The 16308-nt window shown below is 68.2% G+C and carries 15 protein-coding genes; 7 read left to right on the forward strand and 8 right to left on the reverse strand.

The features are described 5' to 3' along the window. Positions 1-108 precede the first annotated feature (108 nt). A complete protein-coding gene (locus tag OHA84_RS18630; RefSeq protein WP_053683960.1) occupies positions 109-1191 on the reverse strand; it encodes an inositol-3-phosphate synthase in 1083 nt (360 codons plus the stop codon). Between the two features lie 49 nt (positions 1192-1240). Beyond that, the gene (locus OHA84_RS18635) at positions 1241-1843 is read right to left on the reverse strand and encodes a PadR family transcriptional regulator (RefSeq protein WP_053683962.1); all 603 of its coding nucleotides are present in this window, start codon (positions 1841-1843) and stop codon (positions 1241-1243) included. Between the two features lie 272 nt (positions 1844-2115). On the opposite strand from OHA84_RS18635, the gene OHA84_RS18640 reads away from it, so the two are divergent. Beyond that, positions 2116-4788 (forward strand): transglycosylase domain-containing protein, encoded by a 2673-nt coding sequence (locus OHA84_RS18640; RefSeq protein WP_266970675.1) that lies wholly within the window; start codon positions 2116-2118, stop codon positions 4786-4788. 88 nt (positions 4789-4876) lie between these two features. Next, positions 4877-6337 (forward strand): glycosyltransferase family 87 protein, encoded by a 1461-nt coding sequence (locus OHA84_RS18645; RefSeq protein ID WP_266970673.1) that lies wholly within the window; start codon positions 4877-4879, stop codon positions 6335-6337. A 10-nt stretch (positions 6338-6347) separates the two neighbouring features. Here OHA84_RS18645 and OHA84_RS18650 read toward each other — a convergent pair whose 3' ends face one another. The 3 genes from OHA84_RS18650 to OHA84_RS18660 all read right to left on the reverse strand — a co-directional run bounded on the left by OHA84_RS18650 (position 6348) and on the right by OHA84_RS18660 (position 9016). Then, positions 6348-7379, reverse strand: a complete 1032-nt coding sequence (locus tag OHA84_RS18650) for an alanine racemase (RefSeq protein WP_053683968.1) — start codon at positions 7377-7379, stop codon at positions 6348-6350. A gap of 73 nt (positions 7380-7452) precedes the next feature. After that, positions 7453-8571 carry a peptidoglycan bridge formation glycyltransferase FemA/FemB family protein gene (locus OHA84_RS18655; RefSeq protein ID WP_053683970.1) on the reverse strand — a complete coding sequence of 373 codons (1119 nt, stop codon included), beginning with the start codon at positions 8569-8571 and terminating at the stop codon, positions 7453-7455. A gap of 130 nt (positions 8572-8701) precedes the next feature. Further along, positions 8702-9016 (reverse strand): hypothetical protein, encoded by a 315-nt coding sequence (locus OHA84_RS18660; protein ID WP_053683972.1) that lies wholly within the window; start codon positions 9014-9016, stop codon positions 8702-8704. 253 nt (positions 9017-9269) lie between these two features. Here OHA84_RS18660 and rpsF point away from each other — a divergent pair, with 253 nt between their 5' ends. The 4 genes from rpsF to rplI all read left to right on the forward strand — a co-directional run bounded on the left by rpsF (position 9270) and on the right by rplI (position 10977). Beyond that, complete coding sequence (gene rpsF, locus OHA84_RS18665; RefSeq protein WP_004950685.1) at positions 9270-9560, forward strand: 30S ribosomal protein S6; 291 nt, start codon at positions 9270-9272, stop codon at positions 9558-9560. A gap of 72 nt (positions 9561-9632) precedes the next feature. Further along, a complete protein-coding gene (locus tag OHA84_RS18670; protein ID WP_266970670.1) occupies positions 9633-10232 on the forward strand; it encodes a single-stranded DNA-binding protein in 600 nt (199 codons plus the stop codon). A 43-nt stretch (positions 10233-10275) separates the two neighbouring features. Then, positions 10276-10512, forward strand: coding sequence for a 30S ribosomal protein S18 (rpsR, locus tag OHA84_RS18675; RefSeq protein ID WP_003956534.1), 237 nt, complete (start codon positions 10276-10278; stop codon positions 10510-10512). A gap of 18 nt (positions 10513-10530) precedes the next feature. After that, positions 10531-10977, forward strand: coding sequence for a 50S ribosomal protein L9 (gene rplI, locus OHA84_RS18680; RefSeq protein WP_053683975.1), 447 nt, complete (start codon positions 10531-10533; stop codon positions 10975-10977). A gap of 214 nt (positions 10978-11191) precedes the next feature. Here the strand turns inward: rplI and OHA84_RS18685 are convergent, their stop codons facing one another. Next, entirely contained in the window at positions 11192-12529 is a 1338-nt protein-coding gene (locus OHA84_RS18685) for an MATE family efflux transporter (protein ID WP_266970668.1), read from the reverse strand. Positions 12530-12964: 435 nt separating this feature from the next. Here OHA84_RS18685 and dnaB point away from each other — a divergent pair, with 435 nt between their 5' ends. Further along, complete coding sequence (gene dnaB, locus OHA84_RS18690; protein ID WP_053683979.1) at positions 12965-14446, forward strand: replicative DNA helicase; 1482 nt, start codon at positions 12965-12967, stop codon at positions 14444-14446. A 106-nt stretch (positions 14447-14552) separates the two neighbouring features. Here dnaB and OHA84_RS18695 read toward each other — a convergent pair whose 3' ends face one another. Continuing rightward, positions 14553-15116 (reverse strand): dihydrofolate reductase family protein, encoded by a 564-nt coding sequence (locus OHA84_RS18695; RefSeq protein WP_053683981.1) that lies wholly within the window; start codon positions 15114-15116, stop codon positions 14553-14555. 264 nt (positions 15117-15380) lie between these two features. After that, complete coding sequence (locus tag OHA84_RS18700) at positions 15381-16166, reverse strand: DUF6193 family natural product biosynthesis protein (RefSeq protein ID WP_234350346.1); 786 nt, start codon at positions 16164-16166, stop codon at positions 15381-15383. Positions 16167-16308 lie beyond the last annotated feature (142 nt).

Below are 16308 nucleotides of genomic sequence, written 5' to 3' on the forward strand. Positions count from 1 at the left end.
GTCCCCGGGCACATTGCCCGGGGACCCTCGGTGGAAGAGCAGCCGAAGACCAGGTGTCCGGAAGGACCTTGGTGCTTCGCTTCGCGTCGCGCGGACGCGGCGAGCGGTTTAGCGCTCGACCTCGCCCTTGATGAACTTCTCGACGTTCGCGTAGGCCTCGTCGTCGAAGTACTGCACCGGCGGGGACTTCATGAAGTAGCTCGAAGCCGACAGGATCGGGCCACCGATGCCCCGGTCCTTGGCGATCTTCGCCGCGCGCAGGGCGTCGATGATGACACCGGCGGAGTTCGGGGAGTCCCACACCTCGAGCTTGTACTCGAGGTTCAGCGGAACATCGCCGAAGGCGCGGCCTTCGAGGCGGACGTAGGCCCACTTGCGGTCGTCGAGCCAGGCGACGTAGTCGGACGGGCCGATGTGGACGTTGTTCTCGCCCAGGTCGCGGTCCGGGATCTGCGAGGTGACGGCCTGCGTCTTCGAGATCTTCTTCGATTCGAGGCGGTCACGCTCCAGCATGTTCTTGAAGTCCATGTTGCCGCCGACGTTGAGCTGCATGGTGCGCTCAAGACGGACACCGCGGTCCTCGAACAGCTTCGCCATCACGCGGTGCGTGATGGTCGCGCCGACCTGCGACTTGATGTCGTCGCCGACGATCGGGACGCCGGCCTCGGTGAACTTGTCCGCCCACTCCTTGGTGCCGGCGATGAAGACCGGAAGGGCGTTGACGAAGGCGACCTTCGCGTCGATGGCGCACTGCGCGTAGAACTTCGCCGCCGCCTCGGAGCCGACGGGGAGGTAGCAGATCAGGACGTCGACCTCGCGGTCCTTGAGGACCTGGACCACGTCGACCGGAGTCTCGGCGGACTCCTCGATCGTCATGCGGTAGTACTTGCCCAGGCCGTCCAGGGTGTGGCCGCGCTGCACGGTCACGCCCGCGTTCGGGACGTCGCAGATCTTGATGGTGTTGTTCTCGCTGGCGCCGATGGCGTCCGAGAGGTCGAGGCCGACCTTCTTCGCGTCGACGTCGAACGCGGCGACGAACTCGATGTCACGCACGTGGTAGTCGCCGAACTGGACGTGCATCAGACCGGGGACCTTGGCCGCCGGGTCGGCGTCCTTGTAGTACTCGACGCCCTGCACCAGCGAGGCGGCGCAGTTGCCTACGCCGACGATGGCTACGCGAACCGAACCCATTCCGGTTGCTCCCTGTTTGTTCTCGGACGAGGCCTGCGAGATGCAGGCCTCATTTTGCAGTTTCGTCGGACGGACCGGGTCGTCTCTGATCCCGTCCCGCCCGCTCGCTCTCGATGAGCTCGTTCAGCCAGCGCACTTCGCGCTCCACGGATTCCATGCCGTGGCGCTGCAGCTCAAGCGTGTAGTCGTCGAGCCGCTCCCGCGTACGGACGAGCGAGGCGCGCATCTTCTCCAGACGCTCTTCCAGCCGGCTGCGGCGACCCTCCAGCACCCGCATGCGCACTTCTCGTTCGGTTTGACCGAAGAAGGCGAAACGGGCGGCGAAGGACTCGTCCTCCCAGGTGTCCGGGCCGGTGTGGGAGAGGAGCTCTTCGAAGTGCTCCTTACCTGCTGCCGTCAACCGGTAGACGATCTTGGCGCGGCGCCCTGCGAGTGAAGCGGCGAGAGCGTCTTCCGGGGCGTTGCCCGGTTCTTCGATCAACCAGCCGTTGGCGACGAGCGTCTTGAGGCAGGGGTACAGGGTTCCGTAGCTGAACGCCCTGAACACCCCCAGCGAGGTGTTGAGCCGCTTGCGGAGCTCGTAGCCGTGCATGGGGGATTCGCGAAGCAGGCCGAGGACGGCGAATTCGAGGATGCCTGAGCGCCTGCTCATCCGCCTGCCTCTCCTCTGCCCCTGAGTTTATGTCGAGCTGATGTATCGACTCGATACATCCAGACGATAGAACGGGCGGCCTCCGGCGACAAGGGGTGACGTGGTGACTGGCGTCACATCACTAATTCGACGTACGCAAGTTGCCTGATTTGGGGTGAACTTCGGCACTGATTGGGTTTTGACCGTGCGTAGTCTGTGCGGCATGACACCGGGGGGAACCGGAATGCACCGCCGCTGCCAGGCCACTCGCCTGCCCGAGGAGTAGTCGTTCGATGAGCGAGCATCGCCGTAAACCGCCGCAGCAAGCCCAGGGCGGCGGCCGCGCCGCGTCCCGCCGGCCCGCGCCGCAGCGCTCTGGCCGCGGCGCCGGGGCGGGGCATGACGCCCGCGCGGCGTCTCCCAGTGCTTCGTACGGAGAGCAGTCCCCCTCCGGCGGTCGGGTCGAGTCCCGAAGAGCCGCCCAGAGAGGTTCGGCCGGTCGGGGTCGAGACGGGGCCCAGTCGGGCAGATCCGGAACCGGAGCGAGCCGCCCGAACCGCCGGCTCGTCAACTACCCCCGCTCCGACAGGGACGGGTGGAAACGGTTCGTTCCGTCCTGGAAGCTCGTGAGCGGCACCACGCTGGGCTTCCTCGCGGTGATCATCGCGGGTGCCGGCATCGGTATCGCCATGGTGAGCACGCCCGACGCCAACAAGGCGGCCCAGGCGCAGAACAACGTCTTCTACTGGGCCGACGGCAGTCAGATGGTCGCGACCGGTGGTTCCATGAACCGCCAGATCGTGCAGATCGACGAGATCCCGCTCTCGATGCGCAACGCGGTCATCGCCGCGGAGAACGAGTCCTTCGAGACGGACAAGGGCGTCGACCCGATGGGCATCGCCCGTGCCGTGGTGAACATGGCCAAGGGCGGCTCCACCCAGGGTGGCTCGACGATCACGCAGCAGTACGTGAAGAACAACTTCCTGGACTCCGAGCAGACGCTCAAGCGCAAGGTGACCGAGCTCTTCATCTCGATAAGGCTCGGTCTCACCGCGCCGAAGGACGAGGTGCTCGCCGGTTACCTCAACACCGCCTACTACGGCCGCGACGCCTACGGCATCCAGGCCGCCTCACGCGCCTACTTCGGCAAGGACTGCAAGAACCTGACCCCCTCGGAGAGCGCCTTCCTGGCGTCCGTGCTCAAGGGGCCGAACCTGTACAACCCCGACGGCGGCCTCGGCACGGCGGCCACCCCCGAGCTGAACGAGCAGCGGGCCCGTCAGCGCTGGGCCTGGGTGCTCGACCGCGAGGTCGTGGTCGGTCGGATGGACCAGGCCGAGCGCGCCAAGTACACGGAGTTCCCCGCACGCGTCGAGTCGGAGCAGGCGCGCGGGCTGTCGGGCCAGACCGGCTACCTGGTCGAGACGGCCAAGCAGTACATGATGAGGAAGCTGCACATCAGCGCGGACAAGATGGCGCTGGGCGGCTACCAGATCCGCACCACCTTCGACAAGGCGAGGGTCGAGGCCCTGTCCAAGGCCGTCGACGCGACCCGCAAGGACTTCCTCGACGAGAAGCGCCGGCCCGACACCGACACCCACGTCCAGTTCGGCGCCGCGTCGGTGGACCCGAAGTCCGGGGCGATCGTGGCCCTGTACGGCGGGCCCGGCATGGACAAGAAGCACTTCACCAACAACGCCGACACCCAGGGCGTCCCGGTCGGCTCGACGTGGAAGCCGTACGTGCTGGCGGCCGCGATGGAGTACGGCACCCAGAACTCCGACGGCGAGGGGATCTCGGTCGACAGCAAGTACATGGCCGACGACCTCACTGTGATCACCAACCGTGCGGGCAAGCCCCTGCTCGGCAAGAACCGTCAGCCGTTCAGGCAGAAGAACGAGAGCACCACGCCCTACGGGTACGTGACCCTCAACAAGGCGATGGAAAGCTCCATCAACGTCCCGTTCGCCCAGCTCGTCTTCGACGTCGGCCACGACAAGGTCCGCGAGGTGGCCAAGTCCACCGGCATCCTCGAAGACTCGATGGACCCGAACGACAACGCCTCGTTCGCGCTGGGAACCTCGACCCCGAGCGCGATCCGGATGGCCGACTCGTACGCCACCTTCGCCGCCTCGGGCACGCATCACGAGCCGTTCTCCGTGACCAGCGTGAAGAAGGACGGGGTGGAGCTGCCCGGCTTCGAGGCTCCCAAGCCGCAGCGGGCCATGGACAACGCCATCGCGGACAACATCACCAAGGTCCTGGAGAACGTCGTCCAGAACGGCACCGCGATCAAGGCCAAGAAGCTGGAGCGGCCCGCCGCGGGCAAGACCGGTACCACCGACAAGAACAAGTCGGCCTGGTTCGTCGGCTACACCCCGGAACTGTCCACGGCCGTCACCCTGTTCCGCAGCGACCCCAACGCCAAGGGGCAGTCGCTGCAGTCCATGAACGGTGTCGGAGGCATCGACTCCATCCACGGTGGTGACATCCCGACCGTGATCTGGACCGAGTACATGCGCGAGGCCCTCAAGGGGGCGCCGATCAAGGAGTTCCCGGAGCCGGACGAGATCGGCGTGATCGCCCACGCCTCCGGCGCGCCGAGCCCCACGCCTTCGGCGCCCTCGGTACCGCCCTCCCCCTCGCCCTCGCCCTCCTCCCCGTCGAGCTCCCCGCCGAAGGTGTCCCCGTCCCCCTCCAAGACCGAGGACAAGCCGAAGTGCCGGCCCTGGCAGGTGTGTGAGAAGGACCCCGACGGCGGTACCACCAGCGGCAACGACGTCGGTGGCCTGATCGGCGGCGGCAACGGTGGGAACGGAGCCGACGGCGGCGGCAACGGAGGTGACGCGGGAGCCGGCGGCGCGGCCGACGGCGGGGCGGGCGGAGACCCGTCACCGCCCACCTCGGGTAAACCGGGCCGCCCGGGAGGCGGCAGCTGGGGCACCACCGCCGGTGTCGGCGGCTGACCGGTCCGCCACCACCACCTGACGAGGGTCGCCGCACACCGTGCGGCGGCCCTCGTCCGTGCCCGGCCCGGTACGGCAGGATGAGCGCATGACGAAGGTGCACGAGGACCGGCCCGTACTGCCCACCCAGCAGGACGAGGTCGCCGCGGCCGGCAGCGAGCTCATCGGCGGCCCGCTGGGTCGCCATGCCCGGCTGGGCGGCCACTGGCTGACCCCGGTGCGGGTGGTGGTCCTCGTGGCCCTCGGGATGTTCGCGTTGGGCATGGCGCAGAAACTGCCCTGCTACGACTGGGCGTGGTTCCGGGGGGCCGGCTCGCAGTACACGCACGCCTGCTACTCCGACATCCCGCACCTGTACGTCGTACGCGGCTTCGCCGACGGTCTCGTCCCCTACTGGGACCGGCTCACCGGCGACATGGAGTACCTCGAGTACCCGGTGCTGACCGGGCTCTTCATGCAGGTGGCCTCCTGGCTGACGCCCGGCAGCGGCTCCATGCAGCATCGCGAACAGATGTACTGGATGGTCAACGCGGGCATGCTGATGGCGTGCGCCGCGATCATCGCCGTGTGTGTCGCCCGCACCCACCGCCGCCGGCCGTGGGACGCGCTGCTGCTGGCCCTCGCGCCCGCCTTCGCGCTCACGGCGACGATCAACTGGGACCTGCTCGCCCTCGCCCTGACCGCCGTCGCGATGCTCCTGTGGTCCCGCGGGCGGACGGTGCTCTTCGGTGTCTTCATCGGTCTGGCCACCGCGGCCAAGCTCTACCCGGTGCTGCTGCTCGGGGTGCTCTTCGTGCTCTGCCTGCGTGCCGGGAAATGGCGCGCGTTCGCCGGTGCCCTCCTCGGCACGGTCGGTGCCTGGCTCGTGGTGAACCTGCCCGTCATGATCTTCGCCTGGGACGGGTGGACGAAGTTCTACACGTTCAGCCAGGAACGGCCCATCGACTTCGGCTCGGTCTGGCTGCTGATCTCCCAGCGCTCCGGGAACCCCCTGGAGGACGCGAACACCTACGCCACGGGCTTGACCCTGCTGCTCTGCGGAGGGATCGCGCTCCTCACCCTGACGGCCCCCCGACGCCCCCGCTTCGCCCAGCTGGCGTTCCTCGTCGTCGCCGCATTCATCCTGGCCAACAAGGTCTACTCGCCGCAGTACGTGCTGTGGCTCGTCCCGCTAGCCGCGCTGGCCCGGCCGCGCTGGCGCGACTTCCTCATCTGGCAGGCCGGCGAGGTCGTGTACTTCCTCGGGATCTGGTTCTACCTTGCCTACACCTCCAGCGGAGACAAGCACCAGGGCCTGCCCGTGGAGGGCTATCAGGTGGCGATCGCCGCCCACCTGCTGGCGACCCTCTACCTCTGCGCCGTGGTCGTACGGGACATCCTGCTGCCCGAGCGCGACGTCGTGCGCCGCGACGGATCGGACGACCCCTCCGGGGGCGTCCTGGACCGGGCCGAGGACGTGTTCGTGCTGTCGGACGCGGCGAGGGCGCCGCACAAGGCGACGCCCTCTGAGGGACGGCGGGTCGACTGGGGTCAGGACCCCGGTCGCTGACCGGAACGGATCAGGCGTCCAACACCCGGTCGAACTGCGTGGTGGTGTGCCGCAAGTGCGCCACCAGCTCGTCGCCCACCTTCGGCTCGGTCGCGTCCGAGGGCACGAACAGGATCGACACCTGCATGTGCGGGGGCTCGGCGAACCAGCGCTGCTTGCCCGCCCACACGAACGGGGACAGGTTGCGGTTCACGGTGGCCAGGCCCGCCCGGGCGACGCCCTTGGCACGCGGCATCACCCCGTGCAGGGCCTTGGGGGCCTCCAGGCCCACTCCGTGCGACGTACCGCCGGCGACGACGACCAACCAGCCGTCGGACGCGGCCTTCTGCTGCCGGTAGCCGAACCGTTCCCCCTTGGAGACCCGGGTGACGTCGAGGACCGCGCCGCGGTACTCGGTCGCCTCGTGGTCGCCCAACCACAGCCGGGTGCCGATGCGGGCCCGGAAGCGGGTCTGCGGGAACTGCTGCTGGAGCCGCGTCAGCTCCTCCGCCTTCAGGTGGCTGACGAACATGGTGTGCAGCGGCAGCCGGGCCGCGCGCAGCCGATCCATCCAGCCGATGACCTCCTCGACGGCGTCCGAGCCGTCGGGGCGGTCCAGCGGCAGGTGCAGGGCGAAGCCCTCCAGACGGACGTCCTCGATGGCGGAGTGGAGCTGTCCCAGGTCCTGTTCCGAGACGCCGTGGCGGCGCATCGAGCTCATGCACTCGATGACCACGCGGGCGCCGACCAGACCGCGGACCCCGTCCACGGAGGACACCGAGCGGATCACCCGGTCCGGCAGCGGCACCGGGTCCTCGCCGCGCCGGAACGGGGTGAGGACGAGCAGGTCACCGCCGAACCAGTCCTTGATGTTCGCGGCCTCGTAGGTCGTCCCGACGGCGAGGATGTCGGCGCCCATCCGGGTCGCCTCCTCGCACAGCCGCTCGTGGCCGAAGCCGTAGCCGTTGCCCTTGCAGACCGGGATCAACCCGGGGAACCGGTCCGCGACCTGCTTCTGGTGCGCACGCCAGCGCGCGGTGTCGACGTAGAGCGTGAGCGCCATGCCCGTCCGGAGCCTCTCTGGAAAGCCGCTTGGTACAGCGGTGCTGTGTATGTGGGTGGGTCGAAAGTGCGGGTCAGCGGCGGGACATGTAGATGTCGAGCGCCTTGTGCAGCACCTTGTTGAGCGGGAAGTCCCACTCGCCGACGTACTCGACGGCCTCGCCGCCCGTGCCGACCTTGAACTGGATCAGGCCGAACAGGTGGTCGTTCTCGTCCAGCGTGTCACTGATGCCGCGCAGGTCATAGACGCTCGCGCCGAGCGCGTACGAATCGCGGAGCATGCGCCACTGCATCGCGTTCGAGGGCCTTACCTCGCGCTTGTGGTTCGCGGAGGCTCCGTACGAGTACCAGACGTGTTGGCCGACGGTGATCATCGTGGCCGCGGCCAGGGGCTCGCCCTCGTGCGTCGCGATGTACAGCCGCATCCGGTTGGGGTCCTCGGAGTTGAGGGCCGTCCACTGGCGCTGGAAGTAGCTGAGCGGACGCGGGCGGAACTTGTCGCGCTCGGCCGTGATCTCGTAGAGGTGCTGCCAGGTCGGCAGGTCGTCGTAGCCGCCCTGGACCACCTCGACGCCGGCCTTCTCGGCCTTCTTGATGTTGCGGCGCCACAGCTGGTTGAAGCCCTTGAGGACATCGTCCAGCGAGCGGTTGGCCAGCGGTACCTGGAAGACGTAGCGGGGCTGGACGTCGCCGAAGCCGGCGCCGCCGTCCTCGGCCTGCTGCCAGCCCATGCGGCGCAACTTGTCGGACACCTCGAAGGCGCGGGGCTCGATCACCGAGGCCTCCACGTCGCGCAGGCGCTTGACGTCGGGGTCCTGGATGCCCGCCTTGATGGCCGCCGAGTTCCAGCGTCGGATGACGACGGGCGGACCCATCTTCACGGTGAAGGCGCCCTGCTGCTTGAGGTGGCTCAGCATCGGCTGGAGCCACTCCTCCAGATTCGGGGCGTACCAGTTGATGACCGGGCCCTCGGGGAGGTAGGCGAGGTAGCGCTTCACCTTGGGCAGTTGGCGGTACAACACGAGTGCGGCACCGACGAGTTCGCCGGATCCGTCGAACCAACCGAGGTTCTCGGAGCGCCACTCGTTCTTCACGTCGGCCCACGCCGGGACCTGGCAGTGGCTAGCGGAGGGCAGGCTCTGGAGGAAACCCAGATGCTGCTCTCGGCTGATGGTCCTCAGGGACAGGCTCATGCGGGGTGCTCCTCCGGCGGCTTCGCTGGCTATGGCGCGAAGCCTACTGCGACGGGGGCACCACCCTTCTGGGGGACGGGCCGGGCACCGGCCGCCGGCGGCCGGTGCCCTTGTCGCGGAGGTACCCCGATCAGCTCAGCCAGCCGCCGAAGAGACCGCCGTGCGCCATGCCGAGGTAGAAGCCGATGGCCGAGGCGCCAAGCCCGATGATCAGCGCGAAGCGCTCGCGTGTCGTCACCGAGATGAACTGTCCGTAGGCGCCGGTGAGGATCCCGACCAGCCCGGTCCACGAGCTGAGCAGGTGCAGATTGTCGAAGAAGCCCGTGACGAACGCCACGGCGCCGAGGATCAGGGTGGCCGCCAACAGGGTGTCCTGCAGCGGATGGGGCTTGCCATCGGTCGCGAAGAGCGAGATGGCGGACTGGGGCCGCGTTGCCTGTGCCATCGGTAAGGCACCTCCTGGCTGAAGCAGAGCGGTGCTGCGGGGCCTCCTCCGGCGGAGCCGGGGGCATAGCACCGAGCACACCCGATGCATACAGAGTGTGGCCCTCTCCCGCCGGATTTCAACCGGAAGGAGTCGAGCAGGTAGTCTGTACGGTCTGCGCGGTGTCTGCTCTGTGGATGCCGTGCAGTACGCATCACGACCCTCCTGCCACGGAACGACCGTGGCCGCTGAGTCCAAAGGAGGTGGGTTCCACATGCGTCACTACGAAGTGATGGTCATCCTCGACCCCGATCTCGAGGAGCGCGCTGTCTCCCCGCTGATCGAGAACTTCCTCTCCGTCGTCCGTGAGGGCAACGGAAAGGTCGAGAAGGTCGACACCTGGGGCCGTCGTCGTCTCGCTTACGAGATCAAGAAGAAGCCCGAGGGCATCTACTCGGTCATCGACCTTCAGGCCGAGCCTGCGGTCGTCAAGGAGCTTGACCGACAGATGAACCTGAACGAGTCGGTTCTCCGGACCAAGGTCCTTCGCCCCGAGACCCACTGAACTTCGGTTCAGCGGTAATCGGGACCGAGTAGCACAGCAGCCCAGCAGCAATCCCCGCCGAGAGGTTCATCCATGGCAGGCGAGACCGTCATCACGGTCGTCGGCAATCTCGTCGACGACCCCGAGCTGCGCTTCACCCCCTCGGGTGCGGCGGTCGCGAAGTTCCGTGTCGCGTCCACTCCCCGCATCTTCGACAAGCAGACCAATGAGTGGAAGGACGGCGAAGGCCTGTTCCTGACCTGCTCGGTCTGGCGTCAAGCGGCGGAGAACGTCGCCGAGTCCCTTCAGCGGGGCATGCGCGTCATCGTGCAGGGCCGGCTGAAGCAGCGGTCGTACGAGGACCGTGAGGGTGTCAAGCGCACGGTCTACGAGCTGGACGTCGAGGAAGTCGGCCCCAGCCTGAAGAGCGCCACGGCCAAGGTCAACAAGACCAGCGGTCGCGGTGCCCAGGGTGGATACGGCGGCGGCGGTCAGCAGCAGGGTGGCGGCGGTGGCAACTGGGGCGGAGCCCCCAGTGGCGGCGCGCCGCAGGGCGGCGGAACTCCCTCCGACGACCCGTGGGCGTCCAGCGCGCCGGCCGGTGGCCAGCAGCAGCAGGGCGGCGGCGGGGGCGGTTGGGGCGGAAGCTCCGGCGGCTCCGGCGGTGGCTACTCGGACGAGCCGCCCTTCTAGGGCAGCTCGCAACCCCACTTCTTGATCACACAGGAGAGACACAATGGCGAAGCCGCCTGTGCGCAAGCCTAAGAAGAAGGTCTGCGCGTTCTGCAAGGACAAGACCGTGTACGTGGACTACAAGGACACGAACATGCTGCGGAAGTTCATTTCCGACCGCGGCAAGATCCGTGCCCGCCGCGTCACCGGCAACTGCACGCAGCACCAGCGTGACGTCGCCACGGCCGTCAAGAACAGCCGTGAGATGGCGCTGCTGCCCTACACGTCCACCGCGCGATAAGGAAAGGGTGACCGAACAATGAAGATCATCCTGACCCACGAGGTCAATGGCCTCGGTGCCGCAGGTGACGTCGTCGACGTCAAGGACGGCTACGCTCGCAACTACCTGATCCCGCGTCGCTTCGCGATCCGCTGGACCAAGGGTGGCGAGCAGGACGTGGCGCAGATTCGCCGCGCCCGCAAGATCCACGAGATCGCGACCATCGAGCAGGCCAACGAGATCAAGGCCAAGCTCGAGGGCGTGAAGGTCCGTCTGGCCACCCGCTCGGGTGACGCCGGCCGTCTCTTCGGTTCCGTCACGCAGTCCGACATCGCCACGGCGATCGAGGCTTCCGGTGGCCCGAAGGTCGACAAGCGCCGCGTCGAGCTGGGCTCGCCGATCAAGACCCTCGGTTCGTACCAGGTCTCCGTGCGTCTGCACACCGAGGTCCTCGCGAACGTGGGCGTCGAGGTCGTCGCCGCCTAAGTGCTGCGCACGAAGGGCCGCACCCCCTTGGGGGTGCGGCCCTTCGTCGTTTTCGGACGTCCACCGTGGCCAGCGGCCGGTGGCCGGGTGCCGAGCGGCGCGATGTTTCACGTGAAACGCGGCGTTTCACGGTTTCACGTGAAACAGGCGGAGCGGGGCGCGCCGGTGTTTCACGTGAAACACCGGCCATCGGGGGCCTCGGTGGTCGGGTGGCTCAGCGGGTGGCCCCGGCGACCAGCCAGCGGCCCGAGCGGGCGCGGAGCTGGAGCGTCACCATGCGGACCAGCATCATCAGGGCCATGGCCCACCAGAGGGCCGTCAGGCCTCCTCCGAGGGCCGGGACGAGGAGAGCGGCCGGGGCGAACACGGCGAGGGTCAGCAGCATGGCCCAGGCCAGGTAGCGGCTGTCTCCGGCGCCCATCAGGACTCCGTCCAGGACGAAGACGATGCCGGACACCGGCTGGGAGAGCGCCACGACCAGCAGCGCCGGCAGGAGGGCGGACTCGACGGCCGGGTCGCCGGTGAACAAGGGGATGAAGACCGGGCGGGCCACGGCGACCAGCAGCCCCAGGACGATGCCCGCGACGACGCCCCACTGGACCATCCGGCGGCAGACCGCCTTGGCTCCCTCGGTGTCCCCGGCTCCCAGGTAGCGGCCGATGATCGCCTGGCCGGCGATCGCGATGGCGTCCAGGGCGAAGGCGAGCAGGCTCCAGAGGGAGAGCAGGATCTGGTGGGCGGCGACATCGGCGTCGCCGAGTCGCGCGGCCACGGCGGTGGCGATCATCAGGACCGCGCGCAGCGACAGGGTGCGGACCAGAAGCGGTACGCCGGCCTGGGCGCAGGCCCGGATTCCCGCCGGGTCGGGGCGCAGGGAGGCGCCGTGCCGGCGGGCTCCGCGTACGACCACGACCAGGTAGGCGGCGGCCATGGCGCACTGGGCGAGCACGGTGCCCCAGGCAGAACCGGCGATGCCGAAACCGGCCCCGTAGACGAGAGCGACGTTCAGGACGCCGTTGAGCGTGAACCCGCCGATGGCGACGTAGAGCGGGGTCCGGGTGTCCTGGAGCCCGCGGATGACACCGGTGGCTGCCAGCACCATGAGCATCGCGGGGATGCCGAGGGCGGAGATCCGCAGGTAGGTGATCGCGTACGGGGCCACGTTGTCGGAGGCGCCGAGGAGGGAGACCAGCCAGGGGGCCGCGGGCAGGACGACGGCGACGACGGCGGCGCCCAGCAGCAGCGCGAGCCAGATGCCGTCCATGCCCTGGCGGATCGCCGCCGGGAGATCGCCCGCGCCCACCCGGCGGGCGACCGCCGCGGTGGTGGCGTAGGCGAGGAAGACGAAGACGCTCACCGCGGTGGTGAGCAGTGCGGCGGCGATGCCCAGACCGGCCAGCTGCGGCGTGCCCAGGTGGCCCACGATGGCGCTGTCGGCCATCAGGAAGAGGGGTTCGGCGACGAGGGCTCCGAACGCGGGGACTGCCAAGGCGAGGATCTCGCGGTCGTGTCGTCTCGGCGCAGCCTTCGGCGCTGTGGAGGCCTGTGTCATGTGCTCAATCTAATCTTCCACAGGTAATGGATGCAAGGCTCTTTGGATCCTTACCGAAGTGCTGACTTGGGTGTTCTTCCCACCCCATTGGGGGCGATCTTGAGACAGTGGCGAAGAAATTTCTTCCCCACGGCTAGATCGGCAAGAAATCGCAGGTCAGATAGGGTGCGGAGGGTGGTCGGGTGATTTTGTCCACAGCGTCGTCCCCCGGTCCGTACACAGCTTGGAGGCAGTTACCCACAGCATTGGCGCCGTCGTCCACATCTCATCCACACACCCTGTGGATAACAAGATTGGCTGACGTCGCTCGCGGCCCTACCGTGGTGCGTTGCCCCGACGCGCCGACAGCCGATTCGGGCACCCCGAATGTCAGAGCCGTGTCGTAGAAAGAGTGACACGGCGAGGTCCGCGCAGCGGACGGGAGGAGGCGGCCCGGTGAGCATGTCCGAGCCCATGGACGACCCCTGGGCCGACAGCGGTCCAGGTGACCGTCTGCCCGCCCGCTCGCGCCGTAAGGGAGAGGGACGCGGCCGCGGGGACGACCAGCAGGACCAGGGCCGTGAGGGAGGCTCCTGGGACGGCGGGGGCGGCGGCTTCGAGCGCGTTCCGCCGCAGGACCTCGACGCCGAACAATCGGTGCTCGGAGGCATGCTGCTCTCGAAGGACGCCATCGCCGACGTGGTCGAGGTCATCAAGGGCCACGACTTCTACCGGCCGTCCCACGAGACGATCTACCAGGCCATCCTCGATCTGTACGCGAAGGGCGAACCGGCCGACCCGATCACGGTCGGCGCGGAGCTGACCCGGCGCGGCGAGATCAGCAAGGTCGGCGGGGCCTCGTACCTGCACACTCTGGTCCAGTCCGTCCCGACGGCGGCCAACGCCGAGTACTACGCCGAGATCGTCCACGAGAGAGCCGTTCTGCGGCGCCTCGTCGCGGCCGGCACCAAGATCACGCAGATGGGATACGCGGCCGACGGCGATGTGGACGAGATCGTCAACAGCGCCCAGGCGGAGATCTACGCCGTCACCGAGCAGCGCACCTCCGAGGACTACCTGCCGCTCGGCGACATCATGGAAGGCGCCCTCGACGAGATCGAGGCGATCGGTTCGCGCAGCGGCCAGATGTCGGGAGTCCCGACCGGCTTCACCGACCTGGATTCGCTGACCAACGGCCTGCACCCCGGCCAGATGATCGTCATCGCGGCCCGACCCGCCATGGGAAAGTCGACGCTCGCGCTGGACTTCGCCCGCGCCTGTTCCATCAAGAGCAACCTGCCGAGCGTCATCTTCTCCCTCGAAATGGGCCGCAACGAGATCGCGATGCGCCTGCTCTCGGCCGAGGCCCGCGTGGCGCTGCACCACATGCGCTCGGGCACGATGACCGACGACGACTGGACGCGGCTGGCCCGCCGGATGCCGGACGTGTCCGCCGCCCCGCTGTACATCGACGACTCTCCCAACCTGTCGATGATGGAGATCCGGGCGAAGTGTCGCCGGCTCAAGCAGCGCGCCGATCTCTCGCTCGTCGTCATCGACTACCTCCAGCTCATGCAATCGGGTGGCTCGCGCCGTCCCGAGAGCCGTCAGCAGGAGGTCTCGGACATGTCCCGAAACCTCAAGCTGCTGGCCAAGGAGCTTGAGGTACCGGTGATCGCGCTCTCCCAGCTGAACCGTGGTCCCGAGCAGCGAACCGACAAGAAGCCGATGGTCTCCGACCTGCGTGAATCCGGCTCGATCGAGCAGGACGCGGACATGGTGATCCTGCTCCACCGCGAGGACGCCTACGAGAAGGAGTCCCCCCGCGCCGGCGAGGCGGACCTGATCGTGGCGAAGCACCGTAACGGCCCCACCGCCACCATCACCGTGGCCTTCCAGGGTCATTACTCGCGCTTCGTGGACATGGCCAACACGTGATCCGTGAGGGTGTGGGGTCTCGAACTTCGTGTCGGAATCTCACGGTCGGTGTCGGATGGAAGTCGGATCCGACACCACCGTGAGACCAGCGCGCGGGTGCTGCTGCTCAGCACCTCGTCTCGTACCTGGTCAGGATCACGCCGCCGGGAAGCGTCCGCGTCTCCACCAGGTTCAGGTTCACCCAGTTGTCCAGCGCGGTGAAGAACGGTGTGCCGCCGCCCACCAAAACCGGCGCGGTGGCCAGCACGTACTCGTCAATCAGCCCGGCCCGCATGGCCGCCCCGGCGAGCGTCGCGCCACCGATGTCCATCGGGCCGCCGTCCTCAGCCTTGAGCCGGGTGATCTCGGCGACCGCGTCGCCGGTGACCAGGCGGGTGTTCCAGTCGACCTCGTCGATCGTCGAGGAGAACACCACCTTCGACATATCCCGCCAGCGGCGCGCGAACTCGATCTCCGCCGGGGTGGCGTTGGGCTGCTGGTCGCCGGTCGGCCAGTGGGAGCTCATCGTCTGCCACAGCTTGCGCCCGTACAGCGACAGGTCGGTCGCCTGCAACTGGTCGGACCAAAACTGGAACAGCTCCTCGCTCGGCACGCCCCAGCCGATGTCGTCGCCGGGCGCGGCGATGTAGCCGTCCAGGCTCAGGTTCATGCCGTAGATCAGTTTCCGCATGGCGCCAGCCTTCCGTGAGTCGGCCTCACGCGTACAGACCGGCGCGGCGCGGGAAACTCATCGGCGTGTGATCTGAGCCCACAGGTAGTCCTCGTGGCCCACAGGGAGTCCTCGTGCTCGGTGGCTCAGCCGCAGACTCGTCGCTCAGGTCACGGAAGATCGACATGTCATCGGCGGCGAGACCCTACAGAGGGTGCGGCGGGCTCGTCCTCTCCGTTGCCCCGGCGTCCCACCAAACAGCGTGCCGCCCGGTGTCGTCCGTCGTCATCGATCCCCGGCTGGGCCGGCGACCGCAGGTCCGCAGCCGGCCGGCAGACCGGAGACCACCAGGGCTACGGCCCCCTGCGGGGTGTCGGCATCGCCGATGACGGTCCGGCGGGACGGCGCGTGGACCCGGTACCGGCCGTTGCTCAGTGGATCGACGTGCGGCACGTCCCGTGAATACGGGATCCCGACGCACGTCGTGAAGTGCAGGGACCGGTGACTGGTGAACGGGTAGAGCCGGCGCAGCCTCGGCTCGGCGTACGCGGCCTCCGCGATCCGCAGGGTCGATCGCGCGTAGTAGAACAGGTCTTCCTTTCGCCGCAGGCCTTCCAGGAGCAGGCGCCACCCGACGGCGACGGCGTCGGCGGGACCACGTTCGTGAGCCCGTGCCAATTCGGTGACCGTGACGAACGGGGCCGCCTCGTGGATCTCCTGGAGCGTCGCGCCGTTTCGCCACCCCTCCAGGGCCAAGGCCATCTCTCCGAGGTCCGGGGTGGAGCCCGAGATCAGCCGTACTCCCCTGCACCACCCGCTGAGGATGAACTGTCGTTCCGCGGATCCGAGCGTGATCCAGCACGTCTCCCGGCCGACGACCTCGCTTGCGACGCCGGCGGATCGCAACGGATCCGATTCGTTCACCAGGACCGGATCCCACGCGAGCGCGAGCTCGGCGGACACCGCCTCCAGCGCCGCGGCGAGGCCGCCGGCGGACATCAGGTCCGGATACGGCTCGGGCTTCGTGGGCGACGGCTCGTGGCGGCTCGGGTCGGCAGAGTTCGAAGTCACCGCCCGAGTCTCCCGCCGATGCGGAGGGGTTCGCCGTCACTTCGGAATATCCACAGAGGGAAATTCCAGATGGGTATGAACCGGGGCGCCGACGCCGCCGCGCGCCGGGACGTACTGAGGCTGCGGCACTCGGTGGTCAACA

It is taken from the genome of Streptomyces sp. NBC_00513, assembly GCF_041431415.1.
In the GTDB taxonomy this organism is placed as follows: Bacteria; Actinomycetota; Actinomycetes; order Streptomycetales; family Streptomycetaceae; genus Streptomyces.

What these genes read in the sequence shown, in the direction of transcription:
- rpsR (WP_003956534.1), top strand. Translation starts at nt 10,276, where the DNA reads ATGGCGAAGCCGCCTGTGCGCAAGCCTAAGAAGAAGGTCTGCGCGTTC.
- rpsF (WP_004950685.1), top strand. Translation starts at nt 9,270, where the DNA reads ATGCGTCACTACGAAGTGATGGTCATCCTCGACCCCGATCTCGAGGAG.
- OHA84_RS18640 (WP_266970675.1), top strand. Translation starts at nt 2,116, where the DNA reads ATGAGCGAGCATCGCCGTAAACCGCCGCAGCAAGCCCAGGGCGGCGGC.
- OHA84_RS18630 (WP_053683960.1), bottom strand. Translation starts at nt 1,191, where the DNA reads ATGGGTTCGGTTCGCGTAGCCATCGTCGGCGTAGGCAACTGCGCCGCC.
- OHA84_RS18695 (WP_053683981.1), bottom strand. Translation starts at nt 15,116, where the DNA reads ATGCGGAAACTGATCTACGGCATGAACCTGAGCCTGGACGGCTACATC.
- OHA84_RS18655 (WP_053683970.1), bottom strand. Translation starts at nt 8,571, where the DNA reads ATGAGCCTGTCCCTGAGGACCATCAGCCGAGAGCAGCATCTGGGTTTC.
- OHA84_RS18685 (WP_266970668.1), bottom strand. Translation starts at nt 12,529, where the DNA reads ATGACACAGGCCTCCACAGCGCCGAAGGCTGCGCCGAGACGACACGAC.
- OHA84_RS18645 (WP_266970673.1), top strand. Translation starts at nt 4,877, where the DNA reads ATGACGAAGGTGCACGAGGACCGGCCCGTACTGCCCACCCAGCAGGAC.
- rplI (WP_053683975.1), top strand. Translation starts at nt 10,531, where the DNA reads ATGAAGATCATCCTGACCCACGAGGTCAATGGCCTCGGTGCCGCAGGT.
- OHA84_RS18670 (WP_266970670.1), top strand. Translation starts at nt 9,633, where the DNA reads ATGGCAGGCGAGACCGTCATCACGGTCGTCGGCAATCTCGTCGACGAC.
- OHA84_RS18650 (WP_053683968.1), bottom strand. Translation starts at nt 7,379, where the DNA reads ATGGCGCTCACGCTCTACGTCGACACCGCGCGCTGGCGTGCGCACCAG.
- OHA84_RS18635 (WP_053683962.1), bottom strand. Translation starts at nt 1,843, where the DNA reads ATGAGCAGGCGCTCAGGCATCCTCGAATTCGCCGTCCTCGGCCTGCTT.
- OHA84_RS18660 (WP_053683972.1), bottom strand. Translation starts at nt 9,016, where the DNA reads ATGGCACAGGCAACGCGGCCCCAGTCCGCCATCTCGCTCTTCGCGACC.